A 21,890-nucleotide genomic window follows, 5' to 3' on the forward strand; every position below is an offset into this window, starting at 1 on the left:
ACTTTTTGCTCAAATCGCTATTTCTTTCAAGCGTCCGCGGCACTTTCCACAGCCAAAACGTTTAGTGTTCAGCCTTCTCGTTCGCTTGATCACAGCTCCACATTGTTGGCACTGGTACTGATGCTTCGCATTTTTCATCATACTTGGGGCATAACGAAGTCCACCAGTAGCTGCCAAAAGAGCTTTGAATTCTGGATCTCGGTGTCGGTAGCCTTTGCCAGCTAAATGCAGATGATAGTGACACAACTCATGCTTGATGATTTGAATGAATGTATCTACACCAAATTCAGCTAATAAATGCGGATTGAAATCTAAATGATGATCGCTTAAGTGATAACGTCCACCGGTGGTCTTTAGCCGCCCATTGAAATACGCCTCATGTTGAAATGGTTTGCCAAACGATTCTAGAGAAACTTTTTCAACGAGCTGCTGCAATTCTTTGGTGGTCATTTTCCGTGTGTTGGATCAACCATTGTCAGGCTGATTCGGCCTTTCGTGGTATCGACTTGTTCAATCCAGACAGTAACGATATCTCCGACAGCGACAACGTCTTTCGGATGCTTGACAAAATTTCGGCTTAATTTTGATAAATGAACCAAACCATCTTGTTTGACACCAATATCAACAAACGCACCAAAGTCAATCACATTCCGGACAGTTCCCATCAATTCCATTCCTGGTTTAAGGTCTTCCATGCTCAGGACATCTTTACGCAATAATGGTGCCGGCATCTCATCTCGCATATCTCTTCCAGGTTGCATCAGTGATTTCAAGATATCTGTGATCGTTTCTTTTCCGATCGCTAGTTGTTTAGAAAGATCAGCAACATTTAACTGTGCGAGTCGTTCTTTGGCTTCTGCTGATTGGGCTCCTAGTTGAGTTAGTTTAACTCCAGCAACTTCTAAAATTTCTTTGGCTGCAGTATAACTTTCCGGATGGATTCCAGTGTTGTCTAAAATATTCTTCCCACCAGGGATCCGCAAAAATCCAATCGCTTGTTCATAAGCTTTAGGTCCTAAACGAGGCACCTTTTTTAATTGGCTTCTTTGCGTGAAGCTACCGTTTTCTTCTCTGTAAGCAACAATATTTTGTGCAGTCGTTTTATTCAATCCTGAGACATGCTGCAGCAGTTGAGGACTAGCAGTATTGACATCGACCCCTACTTGGTTGACGGCAGTTTCGACCACAAAATCAAGTTGGTCACTCAATCGTTTTTGTGAAACATCGTGCTGGTATTGACCAACCCCTACAGATTGAGGATCAATTTTGACCAGTTCAGCTAAAGGATCTTGGAGTCGACGCCCGATACTAATGGCGCTGCGTTCTTCCACTTGTAGATCCGGAAATTCTTGACGGGCGATTGGGCTGGCGGAATACACGGATGCACCCGCTTCATTCACAATCACATAAAATGCTTCATGATCGATTTGTTTCAATTGTTCGGCAACGAATTGTTCTGATTCACGACTTGCCGTCCCATTCCCAATAGCGATCATTTGGACACCGTATCGATTGATCAAACGTTGCAGTGCTGGACCAGCTGCTTGGCGTTTATTCATCGGTGCCGGTTTATGAGGGTAAATAACTTCGATGGCTAATACTTTCCCAGTTTCATCAATCACAGCTAATTTACAACCTGTTCGGTAAGCCGGGTCAAACCCTAAGACGATTTTTCCTTTTAAAGGTGGCTGCAGCAAAAGATTTCGCAAGTTTTCACCGAAGATGGCAATTGCTTGTTCATCTGCTTTCTCTGTTAATTCATTGCGGATTTCCCGCTCAATCGATGGTGCAATGAATCGTTTATAAGCATCAAGATAAGCCTCACGAACAAATGGAGTTGCTGGTGAATTGGCGTGCTTAATGAGTTGCCGTTCAAAATAATCAGTGATTTTTGACTCATCGACGACTAAGGCAACCTTTAAAACATCTTCTTTTTCACCGCGATTCGTTGCCAAAATACGATGAGAAACCATTTTATTGATGGGGTGCTGAAAATCGTAATACATTTCATAAACACCTTTCTCATCCTTTTCAGCATCGCGAAGTGTACTCGTGTAACTTCCCTTATTTGCAAAATAACTTCTGATCCAAGAACGATAGATCGGCTCATCACCAATGGTTTCAGCAATGATCTCGTGGGCACCTTGTAACGCAGATTCAGGGTCAGGGATGGCTTCATTGGTAAATTCTGCCGCTTTTGCATAGACATCTCCTGTTGTTGGAAATGCCGCTATCCAGTCAGCTAACGGCTGCAAGCCATTTTCTTTTGCAATAGTTGCTTTCGTACGCCGTTTTTGTTTGTAAGGACGATAAAGATCTTCGACCTGCTGCATTTTTGTTGCTTGCTGAATCGATTGCGCCAATTCACTAGTCAATTTTCCTTGTTCGTCGATCAACCGAGCAACTTCTTGCTTGCGTTTTTCCAAATTCTCCAGATATTGATAGCGCTCTTCAATTTCACGAATTTGTACCTCATCTAAACCGCTAGTCATTTCTTTGCGGTAGCGAGCGATAAACGGAACGGTGTTTCCTTCATGGAGCAGTTCCAGTACTTTCGTGATTTGTCGTTGATTGTAAGATGTGGTTTCCTGCATTAGTAAGTGCAACACATCATGATTTAATTCTGCCATATTCGTTCACCTTTCAATTTAACTGCTCTAAGTTTAACATAAAAAGTTTAACATAAAAAAGACACCTCAGAAAAGAGACGTAAGTAACAGGCTAAAAACAGAACATACAGAACATGAGGTGCGAAATTAAAGCTCAAGGTATAAACCAGCAAAAAACACTTCCGCTGAATCATCAGCAGGAAGTGTCATCTACATTCAAAATCTTTCTTCAACGTCCTCGAAAGCCTTAGTTATTACCAAGCATGGATGTTTCCTTTTTACTATGCGGATCCATCTTAACTAATCTGTTTGGAAATAGTTTGTATACCCTATCTTTTTCCAAGGACCTTTAGACCCAATAGTCATAATGACACATAGATTCCTCTATGATTAGAAAAGTTTTTTAAAAGTCTGGATGCCAAGGGCCGGTTAAATTTTGGTATTCAATATCTTGTACAATGCCGTCTTCATCAAAAATCACGCCGTGAACGGAACCACCAAAAACAGCCCCTCCATCAATGCCAATCTTATTATCATGAAACCATAAATCCGTTGTTTCCATGTCACCATGAAGCATGGGTGTGATGGTATGTCCAAAGACGATTGTTTTTCCCGTATGATTTTCTCCAGTATGAAATGGCTCTCGGATCCAGATAAAATCGTGGTCAGAAGTATACTGCCAATGCTTCTTGGTCAAATCAACACCAGCATGAACAAAAAGATATTTTTGCCATTCATAAGAAAGCGGCCTTGCCATCAAAAACGCCACTAAGTCACGGTAGCGACTCCGGATCATTAATGCAATCTCAGTTGGCGAGTACTCTTCTGTTGCTCCCGGATGTAAAAGACTTTCCATCGTCTCCTTGCCTCCATTGCGGACATAAGCGGAATACCAGTCTTCTGGTGCGTTCAAAAATTGCAGAAAATATTCTTCATGGTTCCCGCGCAAATAAATCGCTCCTGTCTCTTCCACCAATTGTTTACCCAACAAGAGACACTCTTTACTTCGTGGCCCTCGATCATTCAAGTCCCCAATCAGAACAAGCTGATGCAGTGATGGATCGTAATCCAATAAAAGTTTTTTAAAAAGATCATACATCCCGTGGATATCACTAATGACGTAAATGAGTTTTTTCATTTGGGTTCATCCCCTTCTTTAAATTATTATAAAAAAGCCAGCGAAACTTTACAACTGTTAGCCCTTTCCTTATAATAAAACCAACTAAAGGAGCGAGAAGATGAATTGGCTGCATCAACAATGGATCCATTTTAAAAAAGACATGCGAGAAGCTTTTGATACAGGAGCTATCGCTGCACATGGTAAGAAATAGTTTGAATTTTGATCGTTAATTGATTGAATCAAAAAAAGAGAATTCTCCAGTTAAGTACTGGGAATTCTCTTTTTTTATTTTCCAGAAACAGCAAAGTAATTACCATCTGGATCTGCAAAATTAAAGACCATTCGTTCTTCCATCTGGATCAGGTCGCCAACTTCTACATTTGTATCTAGTAATTTCTTGTAAAGCGTTGTGATATCTTCCGAAAAAAACATGATCGATGGTGAGTTCAATGCTACTTCAGGAGAATGGGCTTCAATAAAGCCTTTATCATAAAGCACAAAACGAGCATCTGATTCTCTGCTTGGTGCTATTTCAACGACAGAAGTCCCATCTGCCGTTTGCTCATCAATGATTTCAAATCCCAATGATTGCCAAAACGCAACGGATTTGGGCACGTTCTCTACATATATCATGATCTGCATTTGATTCGCAAACATATCTCTCACTCCTCTGTTGTTGATGATTCTGATGTTTCTGAGGCTTCATTTGACATATTGAAATTCAATTGCAGACCTGGTTTGTCGGTAATGATTTCTGTTACTTCATAGGTTAAGCGTTTGATAATATCAAACAGCGGCTCCACTAAGCGGTCTGTCTCCGCTTTGCTTAAGTCTTCACCTGAACGGACTTGCCGGTTCAAGATGTGATTGACCTGCCCTACCCGACCGGACAGCACATATTCAGGAAAAACGAGTTGAAATTCCAAGCGGGCGCCAATAATGCTATTTTGTTTCATATACTCTTCATCTTGTACCTTCAACGGGGCAAAGCCAACATTCAATTTGGTTTCCATTTCTTTGTCTTTAGGTTTCATATCGAAATGATAAGCTTCGACGATTGGTTGTTGTCGTTTGATTTCCACAGTCTTCACACTCCTTGATTAAAAGTATAGCATACCGATGACATCCAGCCTACCTTCATTAAAAAAATCCAGACAAAAAGAAGCAAGATCTCCTCCATGCTAGAAAACTTGTTCCGTCGTTACAATTGGATCGTTAGGATACAATCGTGACTTGATAAATCGTTTTTCTATCTGATGGGTTCTTGCTTCCTGATGGATTCTTGCTTCTATTTCGTTAAGTAAAATTCTTTATTTAAGCGTTTTGAGATAATCTAGTGCGTCTTGCACATTTGAGACTGGTACGATCTTCATGTCAGTCCCTAGTTTCTTCGCAGCTGCTAAAGCTTCTTGATAATTTGTTTTGATCGAAGGATCAACTTCTTTTTCTTCCTTCGTGATTTCATCCTCTGGTGCAAAAAAGATTTCTACACCACTTTCACTTGCGCTTGCTACTTTTTTATCGATACCACCAATGCGGCCAACGGTTCCGTCACTGGAAATCGTTCCAGTACCGGCAATATTATGCCCTTTACGCAGGTTTTGCTGCGTCAATTGTTCGTAGATTTCTAATGTGAACATCAAGCCTGCTGATGGCCCACCGATATTTCCTGCATCAATAACAATATCTTGATCTGAACTAATTTCCGTATGGTCAACTAACGAAATGCCGATGCCGGCTTTTTTATTCGATGGCAATTCAATCAGCGATCCGGTTGCTTCTTTTTCTACATCATCTTGGAGATACGTCACTTGGATCTTATCACCGACTTTTTGACTTTGAACATAATCAATAAAATCTTGACTGTTGTCAAACCGTTTTCCATTGACAGCTACTACTGTATCACCAACAGAAATTTTTCCTTTGAAGCTAGAGTTGGATTCTACACCCATAACATAAACACCTTTATAGTTCATTGTGTAGGGAATATCTGCTAGCTTCAGTGCTTGCTCAATGGCACTATTTTGAGAGGATTCCATGTAGTAACGTTGGATCCGATTGTACTCTTCATCCGTTGCACCGCCAAAAAGTTCTTCTTCAGAAACCAAGTCTTGAAATTGATTAAATTTACTGCCAATTGCCGTAAAAACGGTTGCCTGCCGAATACCGACACTGGTCAATGAAAACGAGCCATCGTGTTGATCTTTTTGGTCATTGACTGTAATTAGTTCTTTCAAATTGATTGTTGCCCCAGGCTGTTCAATATAATAAGGGATTGGTAAAAAAGCACAGGCGGCAACTACTAATGCTGCAACAAGTAATAAGGTATATTTAACGGTTGATTTAAGATTCATGAGCATCACGCTTCTTTACGATTGCTTGGTAAATATTTGGTGGTAAATAGGCTTCCACATCGCCACCGAAATGCAAGATTTCTTTTAGCAAACTTGAACTAATATAACTGTATTTGGCATTTGCCAATAAAAAGACTGTTTCGAGCGTCGGATCTAAGTGGTGATTCATTTCCATGATATCTCGTTCGTACTCATAATCCTTGACACTCCGAATTCCTCGCAGTAAAAATTGGGCACCCATTTTTTTGGAAGCCGTAACGGTCAATTCCGTCTCTTGCGCAACAACGCGAACATTCGGGACATGCGCTAGTGCCTCAGTGATCAATTCCACTTTTTCGCCACCGGTAAAGAAGTTGACTTTACTAGTATTCACAAAGACACCAATGATCAATTCATCAAAAAGGGAAGCTCCCCGTTCGATCAGATCTACGTGACCAGCAGTCAATGGGTCGAAACTGCCCGGAAATAATGCTATTCTCTTCATCTTATCCCTCATTTCTATAAATTGTGACTGCCGTAATCCCATAAACCTGCTGTCTACTTTGGACCAATGTGCCAATCCTCTCTGGCAAATCCACTTCTTTTGCTGTTTCGCAAACAATGACCGCATGAGTTGCCATAAGATCCGCTTGTACCATTTGTTCCAGCTGCAAAACCAGCTCTTGCTTCGCATAAGGAGGATCCAAAAAAATATAGTCGAACTGCTGTTGAGTGCCCACAAATTCTTTTAGGGCTTGTTTGGCATCCATTTTTAAAACAGTAAACTTTTCGGGCTCCTTTGTGATGCCAATATTTTCTCGAATAATCTTAATCGCTGGATAACTGCGATCGACACAGATGGCATGTGCGGCGCCGCGAGAAACAGCTTCAATAGCTAATCCGCCACTGCCCGCAAATAAATCCAATACTAAGCCGCCATCTAAATAAGGACCAATCATATTAAAAATCGATTCTTTCACTTTATCGGTGGTTGGCCGGGTATTATCCCCGCTTAAGCTCTTCAATTTTCTTCCTCGATAATCTCCTGCAACAACACGCATATGCGTTCCTCCAAAGGTTCCATAATTTCTTAAAAAAGTATTCCAGTGACCGTCATCTTTTTGAGCAACAAAAATGGGTGCGATTGGCACCCAAACTTTTGTTATACATTTTCTGCCAGTCGAATCGTCGTATTTTTTTCTTCCACATCAAATCCATCATCACTCACTTGATATGCTGCGTCAGTGCCGATTTTTTCCGCAAAATTCATCTCAACATCTGGTCGATATGAAGGTTCCACTTGCCGTACGAAATGAAATTGTTCGATTTTATTTTTTTTCATTTCATAGTCTTCTTCATTCAAGTACATGACCACATATTTCATTTTGCGTGACACATAATGGACAAATCCGAATCTGCGTAAATTTTTTAATTGGCGTAAACTATAGACCCATACGATCAGTCCCCGTCGTTTTTGGATCTCAAACGTTTCTTTCGTCTCCTCTTGCATGACAACTTCCTCCACATGTTGATTTCGATTGAAAAAAAGGACTTCCAGCGTCCACTTTGACTTCCTCTGAGAAACAATCAGCAATCGACACTGTGATCTCATCAAGCAAGACTTGCAGCTGGTTTTCACTGTGTCGAAATTCTCCGACTTGAGGATTCAAATCAAGTGCCCTTTTGGCTTTGCGTAATGCCCGCTGCTGTTCTTTATACCCGGGAGCAAACGTGCCATAAGCAGCTATTTTTTCAAAATCGGTCTTTTTATGTACAAATGAATCAATTAATCCCAATACTTCTTGGTCTTGGTACATCGCCTTCTTGTTGTAACAATAAGAGCGAAACAACTGACTGTTCTTGATACTGGAAATTAATTGTTCAATTTGGTCTTCAATTGCATATAAATGGTCATTATAAATCATCTGATGTGCTATCCTCTGTGTGTTCATTCTCATCTTCTTGGATTAAGACTACCATATTTGCTTTAGAAAAAGCAATTCCTATCTTCTCAGGGGTTTGATTCGATAAAACATTGTAAACCGAAGGATCACTATACCATGATAAAATCGTAAATGTCGGATCGTAGACAGGTGCTTCAAAGATGGAAGAAACGGTTGAAATTTCCTTTTCCTTTAAAATATCCTGCCATTCTTCTTGGGTCAGAGTGAAGGTGCTGGTTCGTTCTGCTGTTAATGCTTTTTGATAGGCATGAATCCGTTGAGATGTTAAGTGATCCGAAAGATTCTCCGTGATTTCTTGAAGGAGATCTTTGGCTTCACTATGAGTATCTAAAGCCATCCCAAAACTTTCCAGCTCTTTTTGATCACGCATTTTTTGGATGATCACAAAAGCTAACGTTTCTTTTTCAAGAGCAGCTGTTTCTTGGTTCACTGTTTGAGACTCTTGAAACAGCGGCAGCTCCCCTTCTGTTAATTGATAAGGAGACAGCTTCAATAATGTCGTTTGATCCAGATAAGTGACTGCTGCTAATTCCGATGTCGTTTGATCAAAAAACAAAACCGCGAAAGTGCCATTGTCAAACGCCACTAAGGGACGATAGTTCATATCTTGTTCCATAAGTTCAAAACTCACTGAACGATCATTTTGACTCAATGTAAAATTCGGATAGATCATCGTAAGCTCTGTAAGATCTGTCATTGTCATCCCAATCGAAAATGGGGCTAAGGATGCGCCGCCCTGGCCAATCACTTTGATTGCCTGAACACTTTCGCCGTCGGTGTTGATTTCGAGATATTGTTGATCATCTAGGTGATTATATACGCGAACTTCAAAGTCATATCCTGTGCGATACGTGCGTATCGGCGAGCCAAAATCTTCTTCAAAATCAGAAAGAGGTTCACCGATCGCTTTTGCTAAGCCATCTGCTTTGATTGGTTCATAATTCAAATTGGTAGGCGCTTTTACAGGATTATCAAAAAGAGGTCTTGAAGGAGAAACCCGCTGAAAAAATACTGGCTGCAGATAGACGACGACCAGCGCCAAAATAAACAAGCAGCAAAATAAAATTCCTCTACGTTTCATCTTCAAGACCTACTTCCTACTTCTCTTTGATTTCGATCAGCAAATCACCTGATGTGATGGCTTCTCCTTCTGCAACATAGACGTGTTCTACCACACCTGAGAAACGAGCTTCGATCGCTGTTTCCATCTTCATCGCTTCAGTTACTAGAACGGTTTGTCCTTTCGCTACCCGATCCCCTTTTTTGACTAATACTTGTAGAACAGAACCTGACATCGTTGCACCAATTTGTTCTTTATTTGTTGGCTCAGCTTTGCGTTTTGTTTGAACGGAGCTGATGATCGAATGATCTTTGACTAAGATCTCCCGACGTTGTCCATTCAAGTTAAAGAACAACGTGCGGTTGCCTTCAATATCTGGTTCGCCGATTTCATCCAAGCGGATGATCAAGATTTTCCCTTTTTCAAGTTCAACATTGATCGTTTCACCTAATCGCATCCCATTAAAGAATGTTGGTGTATCTAGGACCTTGACGTCGGCAAACTGTTCATATGCTTTTCGGTAGTCTAAAAAGACTTGCGGATACATCAAATAGCTCAATACTTCTTCTGTTTTAGGCTGGTAGCCGATCTTTTCTGCTAATTCGGCTTTGACTTTTTCAAAATCTACTGGTTCAGCAAACGCACCAGGACGTTCTGTGAATGCTGGCCGACCTTTCAGAATGATCCGTTGTAATTCTTTTGGAAAACCACCGACTGGTTGACCTAGTTCACCTTGGAAGAAAGTAACGACTGATTCTGGAAAACTTAAGGTTTCACTTTTATCATAAATGTCTTGTTCAGATAACCCGTTTTGTACCATGAAAAGAGCCATATCGCCAACCACTTTTGATGATGGCGTGACTTTGACGATATCACCGAACATCATATTGACTTCATGATAAACTTCTTTGATTTCGTCCCATTTTTCCCCAAGTCCCACTGCTTTTGCTTGTTGTTGCAGGTTCGAATATTGACCACCAGGCATCTCGTGTTTATACACTTCTGTCTGAGGAGCATTCAACCCATTCTCGAAAGGATGGTAATACATACGCACATCTTCCCAGTAATGATTCAACTGCTGAATATTATCGACATTAATTTCTGGACAACGTTCGCCGTTGACTAACGCATAGTAAAGGCTACTCATACTTGGCTGGCTAGTTGCTCCACTGACTGCAGACATAGCAACATCGACAATATCGACACCCGCTTTGGTTGCAGCAGAGTAAGTGATGATGCCATTGCCACTCGTGTCGTGGGTGTGCAGATGAATTGGTACATCAATACTCGCTTTCAGTTCACTGATCAAGCGATACGCCGCTTGTGGTTTCAGCAATCCTGCCATATCCTTGATCGCAATGATATGTGCACCAAGATTTTGCAACTCCTTGGCCATATCCTTATAATAATCGATCGAGTATTTTTGACGAGTCGGATCATTAATATCTCCGGTATAACAGATCGCTGCTTCTGCAATTTTGCCTGCGTCCCTTACTGCTTGGATGCTTTTTTCCATTTGCGGAACCCAGTTCAAGCTATCAAAAATTCGGAAGACATCGATTCCTTGCGCAGCAGATTCTTTGATAAATTCTTCTAACACATTATCTGGATAATTTGAATATCCCACCGCATTTGATCCTCGAAACAGCATTTGTAACAATGTGTTCGGCATTTTCTTACGAAACATACGCAGCCGTTCCCATGGATCTTCTGTCAAGAAACGGTAAGCAACATCAAACGTTGCTCCGCCCCACATTTCACTGGAGAATAGTTGAGGAATCCCCTCTTCTGTCAGCGCAGCGATCTTCTTGAAGTCCTGGGTACGAACTCGTGTAGCTAGCAAGCTTTGATGCGCATCACGGAAAGTCGTATCCGTTAGTAAAACATTTTTTTGCTGATTGATCCAACGAATGACGCCATCAGCACCTTGAGTATCTAAAATGGTTTTAGCCGATACGAAATCAGGCAATGTCTCGATCTGTTGCGGGATTCTTGGATCATTATAAAATGGTTTTTTCTGTTTCTCGATTCCCGGAAAGCCATTGATCGTAATCTCACCGATATATTTCATTGTTTTATTTCCGCGGTCGCGAATGCGAGGAAACTCAAACAATTCAGGAGTATTATCAATAAATGTCGTTTTCGCTTCGCCAGAACGAAATTGCGGATGAGAAACAACATTACGCATAAAGAGAATATTGGTTTTGACTCCACGAACCCGAAATTCTTTCAAGCAGCGCATCATTTTTTGAATCGCTTGATCAAATGTCGCTGCATGGGTACAAACTTTTACCAGCAATGAATCAAAATAGGGAGTTACAACGGCGCCAGCATAGGCATTACCAACATCTAGCCGAACACCAAAACCACCAGGTGAACGATAAGTATCGATTTTTCCAGTATCAGGCATAAAGTTATTGGCAGGATCTTCTGTCGTTACACGACACTGGATCGCAACCCCTTCAAAGTGGATATCCTTTTGTTGCGGGATGCCGATTTCTTTGTGCAAGTCTTTCCCTTGAGCAATCAAAATTTGTGTCGTTACAATGTCCAAGTTAGTGATCATTTCAGTAATGGTATGCTCTACTTGAACCCGAGGATTCACTTCGATAAAGTAAAAGTTGTCTCCTTCTACCAAAAACTCTACGGTTCCCGCATTGATATACCCGACATGTTTCATCAACTGTACCGCAGCTTGACAAATTTTTTCTCGTTGGGCAGCATTCATTGATACACATGGAGCGACTTCCACCACTTTTTGGTGTCGACGTTGGACAGAACAATCTCTTTCAAATAGATGGACAACATTGCCATGACTGTCCCCTAATACTTGCACTTCGATATGTTTTGGATTACTGATGTATTTCTCTACATAGACTTCATCACTACCAAATGCCGCTTTCGCTTCGCTTTTCGCTCGTTCGTAACCTTCACGGGCTTCTTTCTCATCGTGAGCGACCCGCATGCCGCGGCCACCACCGCCTAAGGCTGCTTTGATCATGATTGGATAACCATGGGTTTCAGCAAACAGCAAAACGTCATCAATAGTGTTGACGGGTCCGTCGGAACCTGGAATGGATTGGATACCAGCCTCGATTGCAGCTGTTTTGGCTTTGATTTTATCGCCAAAGATATCCAGATGGTGTGTCGAAGGTCCAATAAAAATCAAGCCTTCTTCTTCACAGCGTTGCGCAAACGCTAAATTCTCGGATAAAAATCCGTAACCGGGATGAATCGCTTCGGCACCGGCCTTTTTCGCGGTGCGAATAATATCTTCTATGTCCAGATAGGCTTCAATGGGGCGCTTGCCTTTTCCGACAAGATACGCTTCATCCGCTTTAAAACGATGGACTGAATATTCATCTTCTGAAGCGTAGATCCCCACTGTTTTGATGCCCAACTCTGCACACGCACGGAAAACTCGAATCGCGATTTCTCCACGATTAGCGACTAATACTTTTTTCATCATACCACTCCATTCCATTGATCAATAATTCAAACTATATTGTTTCCTCTTTTCTTCTGCACTAATGTTCAAAATAAAGCCGATACAAATCGACAACATTAACAAACTTGATCCTCCTTGACTCAAAAAAGGAAAAGTGATCCCCGTTAACGGAATCAAGCCGGTGATCCCGCCTAAATTGATAAAGATCTGTGACATAAATAATGTCCCGATCCCAATACACATCATGGAATTAAAGGAATCTCTTGATCGAATGCCAATCAAAAACATTCTTCCTACCATATAAAAGAGAATCCCTAACAAAACGATTGAGGGAATCAAGCCAAGTTCTTCCATCACGATTGAAAAAATATAATCGGTATGGGCTTCATTCAAGAATCCTCGTTTTTGAATACTATTTCCTAATCCGCGACCAAATAATCCGCCATTGAACATGGCATAATATCCATTGACCATTTGATGTCCTGTATCAAATTCATCGGCAAAAGGATTGGTGAAAGCGGCAAATCGATTGTAGATATATTCAGGCAGAAATTTCCCACCTGTCAAATTGACAAAAGTAATCGCCAAAAAACTAAAGAGAACTGTGGCCCCACCTAATATCAAGGTATACACATAGTTTAATCCGCTAGCCAGCAAAACCACAAAAGCCAGCATGAAAATAATAACAGCGTTCCCGAAATCGGGATAGAAGGCCAAAATCACCGTATAAGCCAATACGATCGCCATTGGTCTTCTCACAGAACCCCAGAAGTCTTGCTGGATGCCCTCTTGGCGATAAGAGAATGTGACCGACAAGAACCAAATGATAATAAACTTTAAGTACTCCGCTGGCTGAACAGAGAATCCTGCAATCGAGAGCCAGCCCCATGCACCATTCCTTTTTTGGAAGAAAAAGGCGGCGATCAAAAGAAAGAAAATAACGATCATGGCAATTTGGACAAACTTCTTATTGCGAAAGACATCAGTTTTCATCTTGTACATGATCGTGATCATAATCAAACTTACCACCCAAAAAACGGCTTGATTGATCACATAAGCTGCTGAAGTAGTCGGTGGCTTTGCTGTCATTGCGACATATGAGGTCGAACTGTAAACCATCATCAAACCAGTTACGCATAAAATAAGGTAAGGTATTAAAATGCTATAGTCTAAAAGGTGTCTTTTTTTAACTTTTTCTGGCAAGATTATGCCTCCTTGCCGATTTCAGTAGATTTTTGTTCTTCATATACTTCGCTATACAATTGATTTAGGTCTTTTTCCAGATCTGCCATCAATTGTTGGCCAGCAGCATTGTCTACAATACCCAAGCGTGTTGCGAAAGCGACTTGTCGTGATAAGCCATACATTTGTGTGTCAACGACTTCCTCGAATGCTTTACACTGAGCAATACACAAACTATTTTCTTGATTGCGAATCAATCGTTTGATTCGTTCGGCATCCTCTAAAAGCAGATTCAATGCCATTTCTGAATCAATCTGCGCCATTCTGGTCCCCCCATTTCTTAGTTTCATTATTATAGCATATTCTATACCGATTTGGCACAGTAGGATGCCATAAATTCAACCGTAAATAACGAACATAAATTTTTTTTTGCTAACAAAAAAAGCGAATTATCGACTGATATAAAAAAAAGAAGTATTTTCATTCGTTTTTTTCTGTTTCATTGGGTTCCGCTTTGCTTTGTAAATCGTGAAACATGAACCAATTGTGAAACATTCTTTGCGATTCTCTTAATAAGGAAAAAGACAAAAGATTGATCCAGCAGCCTTTATTGAAAAAAAAGAAGTGGAATTGTCCACATGTTCTTTTTTCCTTTCAAAAAAAGAACAGGAAGCGCACCGCTTCATGTTCTTTTGATTACTACTGTTTCTGCTTTTCACCGATAAAGCCATCACCGTTGATGTCCTCATCTGATAACCGTTCGACTTCTTTGATGAATCCCTGACTAAGTTCTTCGTAAGATTCCCCAACAACTGCGTCATCTGGAATTTGATCTAGGTTAGCAAAAAATTCAATATGATTATGCAAGTTGGTAAAGATCATCGGGGCATCGCCGCCGTATTCACCATCTAAATTGATCATCAAACGATCTTTTGCATCTGGCGCATCGACTTCCAAACGAGACGTTTTTGTATAGATCAAGCGTCGGTCATTGATATGTTTGCCACCGTTCATCATCAATGCAATCAGATGAACAATCTCAAAAATATTTGCCGTTTTCACTATGATCAGCGAAAATTTCCCATCGTCAAGTTTCGCATCCGGGGCGATTTGTTCAAAACCTCCCACTGAATTCGTCAATCCTAGGAAGAACATCGAAGCGCCGCCAATATATTCTCCATCGTCATATTTAAAGTGCATCTTGATTGGTTTGACTCGCGGCAACAATTCTGCGCCTTTTGCAAGATATGCCAAATAACCGAACACACTCTTCAACTCTGAAGGAACATCATAGGTCAACTCAGTCAGGTGTCCACCTGCAGCGATATTGATAAAATAATCCCGATCAGTTTTTCCAATATCCATTTTGATCGTTTGTTCCTTGAGAATGACTTCTGCAGCAGCCTTCACATCGTTTCTAGGAATCTTCAATGCACGAGCATAATCGTTGGTTGTTCCGCCTGGGATGATCGCCATTTTGGGACGCTTTTTTAGCGGAGCGATACCATTAACTACCTCATTAATGGTTCCGTCGCCTCCGGCTGCAACAACCAGATCAAATCCGGCTCTCCCTGCCCTACTCGCTTCATCGCGAGCAGAGAATGGGAGAGCAGTCGTCGCAAAAGCACTGGCTTCATAACCGGCTTTCTCTAAGACTTCTAATATATCGGCAAGATGTTTACGAATCAGTTCTTTTCCTGATGTTGGATTATAAATGACTCTGGCTCTTTTCATATTCCGCCTCTTATCGTTTTGCTAATTCTTCTTGAAGTAATTTGTTCACAACGCCAGGGTTCGCTTGTCCTTTAGTTGCTTTCATGATTTGACCAACTAAGAACCCAACTGCCCGGTCTTTTCCGTTCTTGAAGTCATCAACGGATTGTTGATTCTTATCCAAGACTTCATTGATCATTGGCAGAAGTTGTGCTGGATCGGATAGTTGGATCAATCCTTTCGCTTTGACAACTTCTTTGGCATCGCCGCCATTGGTGATCAATTCTTTAAAGACTTTTTTCGCAATCTTAGAACTGATCGTTCCATCAGCAATCAGTTGGATCATTCCTGCAAGATTATCCGGCGTTAATTTGGTTTCTTCTAATTCCAATTTTTCACTGTTCAAGTAGGCCGAAACTTCACCCATCAACCAGTTTGATGCTTGTTTTGGTTCTGCCCCAGCATCGATGGTTGCTTCAAAGAAGTCGGACATTTCTTTGGTCAGTGTCAAGACCATTGCGTCGTATTCTGGCAATCCAAGTTCGTTGATGTACCGTTGGCGGCGTTTTTGTGGAAGTTCTGGCAATGTTTGCCGTACTCGTTCGATCCATTCGTCATCGATAACAAATTTAGGAATATCTGGTTCTGGGAAATAACGGTAATCAGATGATCCTTCTTTGACCCGCATCAAGATTGTCTTATTAGTGGTTTCATCAAAACGACGTGTTTCTTGTTGGATCTCACCGCCAGAAAGCAATACTTTTGCTTGGCGTTTTTCTTCGAAAGCCAAGCCTTTTTTGACAAAGGACATAGAGTTTAGGTTTTTCAATTCGGTTTTGGTACCAAAAGCTTCTTGACCATAAGGACGTAAAGAGATATTGGCATCACAACGCATGGATCCTTCTTCCATCTTCACATCAGATACTTCTGTAAATTGGATGATAGAGCGCAAAGCTTCCAAATAAGCATAGGCTTCTTCTGGCGAGCGCATATCTGCTTCAGAAACGATCTCGATCAACGGCGTGCCCTGACGATTTAAATCCACATAGGAATAGCCGCCGATGCCATGCATATTTTTCCCAGCATCTTCTTCAAGATGAACCCGCTCAATACGGATTTTTTTCTTTTTGCCTGCTACTTCGATCTCGATCCAACCATCATGACCGATTGGTTGATCAAATTGAGAAATTTGATAGGCTTTCGGATTATCCGGATAGAAATAGTTTTTGCGGTCGAAATGAGTATCTTTGGAAATTTCACAGTTTAACGCTAGTGCTGCTTTCATCCCAAATTCTAACGCGGCTTTATTCATCACCGGTAATACCCCTGGATAACCCCAGTCAATCACATTCGTATTGCTATTTGGCTCGGCACCAAAATGTGCTGGCGCCGGTGAAAAGATTTTTGAGTTGGTTTTTAATTCTACGTGGACTTCAAGCCCAATGACTGTTTCGAAGTTCATGCGTTATTCCCTCCTAAAATCACTGGTTTTTTCGTATGAAAATCAGTTGCTTGTTCAAACGCATAAGCCGCTTGATACATCGTTGCTTCATCAAAATGTTTACCAATGATTTGCAAACCGACTGGTAATCCTTCAGAAAATCCTGCTGGTACAGACATACCTGGCAATCCAGCCAAATTGACTGGAATCGTTAAGATATCATTCATGTACATTGTGATTGGATCATTGATATTTTCACCTAGACCAAAAGCAACGGTTGGAGATGCAGGACCAATAATCAAATCGTAATCAGCAAATACTTTGTCAAAATCTTGTTTGATCAATGTACGGACTTGTCCAGCCTTTTTGAAGTAAGCATCATAATATCCAGCACTTAATGAGAATGTCCCTAACATGATCCGGCGTTTTACTTCTTCTCCGAATCCTTCACTACGAGAATTGACATACACATCGTCTAGATTTTTTACGTTTTCTGAACGGTAGCCATAACGGATTCCGTCAAAACGTTGCAAGTTAGAGCTTGCTTCAGAAGAGGCAATAATATAATAAACGGAAACGCCATATTTAGAATGAGGCAAGCTGACTTCTTCGACTGTTGCTCCTAATGCTCGGAATGTTTCTGCCGCTTTCAACACAGCTTCACGGACACCAGGTTGAATCCCCTCACCCATATATTCTTTTGGCAGCGCAACTTTCATACCTTTGATATCGCCAGTTAACCCTGCAGCAAAATCTGGTACTGCTACTCCAGCAGAAGTGCTGTCTTTGGCGTCAAATCCACTAATGGCAGACAATGCCAGTGCATTATCTTTTACTGAACGAGTCATTGGTCCGATTTGATCCAATGAAGAAGCAAACGCAATCAGACCAAAACGTGAAACACGACCATATGTTGGTTTCATTCCTACGATTCCATTGAAAGAAGCAGGCTGCCGGATCGAACCACCTGTGTCACTCCCTAATGAGACTGGTACTTGCCCAGCAGCTACTGCAGCTGCAGAACCACCAGAAGAACCGCCAGGAACTTTAGTATGATCCCACGCATTCTTTGTTTTTTTGAAGTAAGAAGTTTCCGTACTTGCTCCCATGGCAAATTCATCCATGTTCAATTTACCGACTGGTATCATGTCTGCTTGGTAGACTTTTTCCATCACAGTTGCATCATATATTGGTTCAAAGTTAGCCAAGATCTTAGATGCAGCTGTAGTCAGTAAGTCTTTGGTCACGATATTGTCTTTGATCCCAATCGGAATCCCTGCCAAAACATTGCTTTCAGAAATACCCTTCTCATCAATTGCTTTGGCTAATGCCATCGCGTTTGACTCGTTCAATGTAATAAAAGAATCCACTTTTGGTTCAGTCGCTTTGATTTGCTCGAATGTCTCTGCTGTCAAATCGACAGCTGAAATTTCTTTGGCAACAAGCATGCCATGGAGCTCTTCCAAACTTTTACTTACTAATTCTGTCATTACGCACCGGCCTCCCCATTATCAATAATTGCTGGTACTTTAATGAAACCATCTTCTGATTCCGGCACATTACGCATCAATTCTTGTCGGTTCCAGCCTTCTGCTGCGATATCTTCACGCATCACATTGATTGTTTCAGCAACGTTTGATGTAAATGGCACACCTTCTGTGTCTACTTCCTCTAAGGTTTCTACCATATCAATAATTTTTCCTAGCTGAGAGGTAAACTCATGTAATTCATCATCTGAGAATGATAATTTTGCTAGCTTGGCAACGTGTTTGACTTGTTCTTCGCTTATCGCCATAAAATCCTCCTCTTTCTCGCATCCATAAAAATACGTTTACGTTTTTCCAATGTATTGTATCACTTTTCCAGCAAATCATGAAATACATTTTGAAAATTATCATACTTAATTGAAAATGTAGGTCTCGATTTTTTCTGCCCCATCTTTACGGGCAATAAAAGCTTGCTGTTTCCCTAGAGAGCCAACTTGGACTTCGATCTCGCCAGGAACTCCTTTGAAGACAGATTCGACTTGCTTTGCGCTATACTGAACAAAACTGGTGATCTCGGTTTTACTGTAATAATTCGACTCGACTTTCAAAACAAGTTTTTGGAGTTGATCATCTACGTAATACGCATTGCCGGTCACACCACTCAAGTCAGGAAAGAAACTAATGACAGCATCACGAAATGTTTTGAACTTATTATCCAAACCATCATCGGTGGCAGCATTGGTGACCCCCGCAGCTACAGGTAAAATAATGTGGGCCTCTGCTACTTTCTCATACTGATCGATAGTTGTTCCTCCATCTTGGCTGACTGCTTGATAAACATAATTGCCTCCGGCGATATCATCTTTAGCAGCTTGTTCGAATAAACCGATCACGATAGGTATAGTCTCCAACCCTTTGATTTTTCTTACTTGTGTCAAAACAGCATTGACTGTCTTCCGCGCGTTTGCCATCCACTCATCACGAGAGATAGAAATGGTCTCGTCGCTGCCATAGTAGACGGTATTAAAGGCAAAGCCTAAACTAATACCTGCCAATGTTTTGCCGTCTTCTTTAATAAAATCTTGCTCCATCAATTGTTGAAAAATAAGCGGCTGATCTGAACCGGCAGGGTTAAGACCTTGCGGGTTATCATCAGAGACACGTTTCAGCCAATTCTTGATCGTATCAGCAGGAATTTTTTGACCTTCTTGAAAGTAGCACGTATCGACAGAAAAAGTCTGCTTGGACAGCCTCAGCAAGCCATTCTCAAAATTGGTTTGATTGAACCCGCTGTTCATTTGCTCTGCATTCAATCCTCTAGCAGCACTCGGTTGGTACTTGCCGTCTGTCATGACTGCCTGATAGACTGAATTATCGACACGGCCAGTGGTAATATTACCGCTGGCCGTCTCTTCACCTTCGTTGATATTCGTGATTCCTTTGTTGAGATTGCCGCAACCTGACAAAAAGCTTAACGACATCGCGACGATCAAGAAGTGTTTAATCTTCATGGTTATGGCTCCCTTCAATCGCTGCCACCATTTGATTCTCTTCCCAAACTGTAATGCCCAAGCTTTGCGCTTTCGTCAATTTACTACCAGCCTCTTCTCCCGCTACGACGATATCTGTTTTCTTTGAGACACTTCCCGTCACTTTGCCGCCAAGGTTCTCAATTCTTTCCTTTGCTTCTTCCCGAGTGAAATGAGTCAACTTTCCTGTTAAGACAACTGTCTTACCTTTAAAGGGTGAGTCAATAGCCGAGAGCTCCTCATTTTTTAAACCAAGGTAATCAAAATTGACCCCTGCTTTCTCCAACTCATCTAAAAGATCATGGACTTCTTCGTTGTTGAAATAAGTGACAACACTATCCGCGATGGTTTGCCCAATCGTTTCTAAAGAAACGATCTCCGACTCATCCGCTTTGCTTAGATTACGCAGATTGCGATAATGTTCCGCAAGAATTCTTGCTGCTTTAGATCCGACATGGCGAATCCCTAAGCCAAATATCAAACGCTCAACGGAATTTTCTTTACTGGCTTCGATTGCTGACAAAATATTGTTTGCCGATTTTTCTTTGATTTTGTCTAATGTCAACAATTGTTCTTCCGTCAAATAATATAGGTCTGCAACATCAGCAACTAAGTGCTTTTCATACATTTGTTCAAGAACTCGTGGGCCTAACCCTTCAATATTCATAGCATTTCGGGAAACAAAATGACTCAATCCTTCTTTCATTTGTGCAGGACACTTCGGATTAATGCAGCGCAGTGCCACCTCTTCATCTAAATGGACCAATTCACTGTCGCAAATGGGACAATGGGTAGGAATCGGATAGGGCTCACTGGCTTTTGACCGCTTATCCGTCAATACGTTGGCAACTTCTGGAATGATGTCTCCTGCTTTATAGATAATCACAGAGTCATTCAAGCGAATATCTTTGGCGCGAATATAATCGACATTATGCAGGCTGGCACGACTTACTGTTGTACCAGCTACTCGAACCGGCGTCATGACCGCTGTTGGTGTCACAACACCTGTGCGTCCAACTGTCCATTCAATATCTTCAATGGTCGTTTCTGCTTCTTCGGGTGGAAATTTATAAGCTGCCGCCCACCGAGGAGCTTTAACCGTAAATCCTAGTGTATCTTGATCGGAGAAGTCATTGACTTTGATGACAACGCCATCGATTTCATAAGGCAGCTCACTGCGTTTTTCGTGAAATTCTTCGATATACGCCCAAACTTCATCGATCGTTCGGCACAAACGCCGTTCATGATTTGTCCGGAAACCCAAACTGTCTAATTCATCAAGCGCTGAGAATTGATCGTGTGCCTCGATAGGACCGAAATCTGCCAGAGTATATAAGAATGTGCTCAAATTACGGCTGGCAGCAATCCGTGTATCCAGTTGCCGCAAGCTTCCTGCTGCGGCATTTCGAGGATTGGCAAATACCTCTAAGCCCTCTTCTTCCCGTACTTGATTCAAACGGATGAAAGAAGCTTTAGGCATGTAACATTCGCCTCGGACTTCTAATGAAACAGGTTCTTTCAATTTTAATGGAATTGACTTGACTGTCTTCAAGTTTTCCGTAATATTCTCGCCGACTGTTCCGTCACCCCGTGTTGCACCACGCACAAACCGTCCATTCTCATATTTCAAAGAGATTGATAGCCCATCGATCTTCAATTCACAGACATAATCAACGGCACGACCTAGCGCTTTTTGGACTCGCGCATCAAAAGCGATGATTTCTTCTTTATCAAACACATCATTCAAACTGTACAGAGGAATATCATGGATGACCTTTTCAAATCCAGGCAGAACGATTCCACCCACTCGCTGAGTAGGAGAATCTTCTGTGACCAGCTGCGGGTAATCCGTTTCTAATTGAACAAGTTCTTTATAAAGTCGATCATAGACGTAATCTTCGACAGACGGCTGATCCTTCACATAATACTCATAGGCATATTGATTCAAAGTGGTTCTTAATTCTTCCGCTCGTTGTTGAACTTCAGTTGATGGCACAGCCATTT

At 41.5% G+C, this 21,890-nt stretch carries 20 protein-coding genes; all 20 read right to left on the bottom strand.

Features of this window, described 5'->3' with window-relative positions; all coding sequences use genetic code 11:
• Positions 1-9: 9 nt before the first annotated feature.
• Complete coding sequence (locus tag IGJ45_RS09055) at positions 10-450, bottom strand: SprT family protein (RefSeq protein ID WP_176333557.1); 441 nt, start codon at positions 448-450, stop codon at positions 10-12.
• The gene (locus IGJ45_RS09060; RefSeq protein ID WP_103299807.1) at positions 447-2,630 is read right to left on the bottom strand and encodes a Tex family protein; all 2,184 of its coding nucleotides are present in this window, start codon (positions 2,628-2,630) and stop codon (positions 447-449) included. Before IGJ45_RS09060 ends, IGJ45_RS09055 begins: the two co-directional genes overlap by 4 nt.
• Positions 2,631-3,012: 382 nt before the next feature.
• Positions 3,013-3,747: a metallophosphoesterase family protein gene (locus IGJ45_RS09065; RefSeq protein WP_409531767.1), complete on the bottom strand. Its 735-nt coding sequence runs from the start codon at positions 3,745-3,747 to the stop codon at positions 3,013-3,015.
• Positions 3,748-4,014: 267 nt separating this feature from the next.
• Positions 4,015-4,386, bottom strand: coding sequence for a VOC family protein (locus IGJ45_RS09070; RefSeq protein ID WP_409531768.1), 372 nt, complete (start codon positions 4,384-4,386; stop codon positions 4,015-4,017).
• Between the two features lie 5 nt (positions 4,387-4,391).
• Positions 4,392-4,811, bottom strand: a complete 420-nt coding sequence (locus tag IGJ45_RS09075; protein ID WP_409531770.1) for a DUF1149 family protein — start codon at positions 4,809-4,811, stop codon at positions 4,392-4,394.
• Positions 4,812-5,039: 228 nt separating this feature from the next.
• Entirely contained in the window at positions 5,040-6,083 is a 1,044-nt protein-coding gene (locus tag IGJ45_RS09080; RefSeq protein WP_103299804.1) for a SepM family pheromone-processing serine protease, read from the bottom strand.
• Positions 6,073-6,567, bottom strand: a complete 495-nt coding sequence (gene coaD / locus IGJ45_RS09085; RefSeq protein ID WP_409531771.1) for a pantetheine-phosphate adenylyltransferase — start codon at positions 6,565-6,567, stop codon at positions 6,073-6,075. Before coaD ends, IGJ45_RS09080 begins: the two co-directional genes overlap by 11 nt.
• A 1-nt stretch (position 6,568) precedes the next feature.
• A complete protein-coding gene (gene rsmD / locus IGJ45_RS09090) occupies positions 6,569-7,123 on the bottom strand; it encodes a 16S rRNA (guanine(966)-N(2))-methyltransferase RsmD (RefSeq protein ID WP_409531772.1) in 555 nt (184 codons plus the stop codon).
• 101 nt (positions 7,124-7,224) lie between these two features.
• A complete protein-coding gene (locus IGJ45_RS09095; RefSeq protein WP_003126468.1) occupies positions 7,225-7,572 on the bottom strand; it encodes a YlbG family protein in 348 nt (115 codons plus the stop codon).
• Positions 7,544-7,987 (bottom strand): YlbF family regulator, encoded by a 444-nt coding sequence (locus tag IGJ45_RS09100; RefSeq protein WP_003126467.1) that lies wholly within the window; start codon positions 7,985-7,987, stop codon positions 7,544-7,546. The genes IGJ45_RS09095 and IGJ45_RS09100 overlap by 29 nt, the downstream gene beginning before the upstream one ends.
• Positions 7,977-9,107 (bottom strand): CAP-associated domain-containing protein, encoded by a 1,131-nt coding sequence (locus IGJ45_RS09105; protein WP_103299802.1) that lies wholly within the window; start codon positions 9,105-9,107, stop codon positions 7,977-7,979. Before IGJ45_RS09105 ends, IGJ45_RS09100 begins: the two co-directional genes overlap by 11 nt.
• Positions 9,108-9,123: 16 nt before the next feature.
• The gene (locus IGJ45_RS09110) at positions 9,124-12,552 is read right to left on the bottom strand and encodes a pyruvate carboxylase (protein ID WP_438768672.1); all 3,429 of its coding nucleotides are present in this window, start codon (positions 12,550-12,552) and stop codon (positions 9,124-9,126) included.
• Between the two features lie 21 nt (positions 12,553-12,573).
• Positions 12,574-13,737 (bottom strand): FtsW/RodA/SpoVE family cell cycle protein, encoded by a 1,164-nt coding sequence (locus IGJ45_RS09115; protein WP_003126454.1) that lies wholly within the window; start codon positions 13,735-13,737, stop codon positions 12,574-12,576.
• A 2-nt stretch (positions 13,738-13,739) separates the two neighbouring features.
• On the bottom strand, positions 13,740-14,039 hold the full coding sequence (locus IGJ45_RS09120) for a YlaN family protein (protein WP_003126453.1): 300 nt from the start codon (positions 14,037-14,039) through the stop codon (positions 13,740-13,742).
• Between the two features lie 376 nt (positions 14,040-14,415).
• Positions 14,416-15,450 (bottom strand): diacylglycerol kinase, encoded by a 1,035-nt coding sequence (locus IGJ45_RS09125; RefSeq protein WP_003126452.1) that lies wholly within the window; start codon positions 15,448-15,450, stop codon positions 14,416-14,418.
• Between the two features lie 10 nt (positions 15,451-15,460).
• Positions 15,461-16,891, bottom strand: a complete 1,431-nt coding sequence (gene gatB / locus IGJ45_RS09130; protein WP_003126451.1) for an Asp-tRNA(Asn)/Glu-tRNA(Gln) amidotransferase subunit GatB — start codon at positions 16,889-16,891, stop codon at positions 15,461-15,463.
• Entirely contained in the window at positions 16,888-18,360 is a 1,473-nt protein-coding gene (gatA, locus tag IGJ45_RS09135) for an Asp-tRNA(Asn)/Glu-tRNA(Gln) amidotransferase subunit GatA (protein WP_081132026.1), read from the bottom strand. The genes gatB and gatA overlap by 4 nt, the downstream gene beginning before the upstream one ends.
• Positions 18,360-18,665, bottom strand: a complete 306-nt coding sequence (gene gatC / locus IGJ45_RS09140; RefSeq protein ID WP_003126448.1) for an Asp-tRNA(Asn)/Glu-tRNA(Gln) amidotransferase subunit GatC — start codon at positions 18,663-18,665, stop codon at positions 18,360-18,362. The genes gatA and gatC overlap by 1 nt, the downstream gene beginning before the upstream one ends.
• A 105-nt stretch (positions 18,666-18,770) precedes the next feature.
• Complete coding sequence (locus IGJ45_RS09145) at positions 18,771-19,868, bottom strand: CamS family sex pheromone protein (protein ID WP_103299798.1); 1,098 nt, start codon at positions 19,866-19,868, stop codon at positions 18,771-18,773.
• Positions 19,858-21,888 (bottom strand): NAD-dependent DNA ligase LigA, encoded by a 2,031-nt coding sequence (ligA, locus tag IGJ45_RS09150; RefSeq protein ID WP_103299797.1) that lies wholly within the window; start codon positions 21,886-21,888, stop codon positions 19,858-19,860. The genes IGJ45_RS09145 and ligA overlap by 11 nt, the downstream gene beginning before the upstream one ends.
• Positions 21,889-21,890: the final 2 nt, after the last annotated feature.

Source organism: Enterococcus sp. DIV0574 (genome assembly GCF_051711125.1).
GTDB lineage: Bacteria > Bacillota > Bacilli > Lactobacillales > Enterococcaceae > Enterococcus_D > Enterococcus_D gallinarum.

Coding starts and splice junctions, on each gene's coding strand:
- IGJ45_RS09055 (WP_176333557.1), bottom strand. CDS start 450: ATGACCACCAAAGAATTGCAGCAGCTCGTTGAAAAAGTTTCTCTAGAA.
- IGJ45_RS09060 (WP_103299807.1), bottom strand. CDS start 2,630: ATGGCAGAATTAAATCATGATGTGTTGCACTTACTAATGCAGGAAACC.
- IGJ45_RS09065 (WP_409531767.1), bottom strand. CDS start 3,747: ATGAAAAAACTCATTTACGTCATTAGTGATATCCACGGGATGTATGAT.
- IGJ45_RS09070 (WP_409531768.1), bottom strand. CDS start 4,386: ATGTTTGCGAATCAAATGCAGATCATGATATATGTAGAGAACGTGCCC.
- IGJ45_RS09080 (WP_103299804.1), bottom strand. CDS start 6,083: ATGAATCTTAAATCAACCGTTAAATATACCTTATTACTTGTTGCAGCA.
- coaD (WP_409531771.1), bottom strand. CDS start 6,567: ATGAAGAGAATAGCATTATTTCCGGGCAGTTTCGACCCATTGACTGCT.
- rsmD (WP_409531772.1), bottom strand. CDS start 7,123: ATGCGTGTTGTTGCAGGAGATTATCGAGGAAGAAAATTGAAGAGCTTA.
- IGJ45_RS09095 (WP_003126468.1), bottom strand. CDS start 7,572: ATGCAAGAGGAGACGAAAGAAACGTTTGAGATCCAAAAACGACGGGGA.
- IGJ45_RS09100 (WP_003126467.1), bottom strand. CDS start 7,987: ATGATTTATAATGACCATTTATATGCAATTGAAGACCAAATTGAACAA.
- IGJ45_RS09105 (WP_103299802.1), bottom strand. CDS start 9,107: ATGAAACGTAGAGGAATTTTATTTTGCTGCTTGTTTATTTTGGCGCTG.
- IGJ45_RS09110 (WP_438768672.1), bottom strand. CDS start 12,552: ATGAAAAAAGTATTAGTCGCTAATCGTGGAGAAATCGCGATTCGAGTT.
- IGJ45_RS09120 (WP_003126453.1), bottom strand. CDS start 14,039: ATGGCGCAGATTGATTCAGAAATGGCATTGAATCTGCTTTTAGAGGAT.
- IGJ45_RS09125 (WP_003126452.1), bottom strand. CDS start 15,450: ATGAAAAGAGCCAGAGTCATTTATAATCCAACATCAGGAAAAGAACTG.
- gatB (WP_003126451.1), bottom strand. CDS start 16,891: ATGAACTTCGAAACAGTCATTGGGCTTGAAGTCCACGTAGAATTAAAA.
- gatA (WP_081132026.1), bottom strand. CDS start 18,360: ATGACAGAATTAGTAAGTAAAAGTTTGGAAGAGCTCCATGGCATGCTT.
- gatC (WP_003126448.1), bottom strand. CDS start 18,665: ATGGCGATAAGCGAAGAACAAGTCAAACACGTTGCCAAGCTAGCAAAA.
- IGJ45_RS09145 (WP_103299798.1), bottom strand. CDS start 19,868: ATGAAGATTAAACACTTCTTGATCGTCGCGATGTCGTTAAGCTTTTTG.
- ligA (WP_103299797.1), bottom strand. CDS start 21,888: ATGGCTGTGCCATCAACTGAAGTTCAACAACGAGCGGAAGAATTAAGA.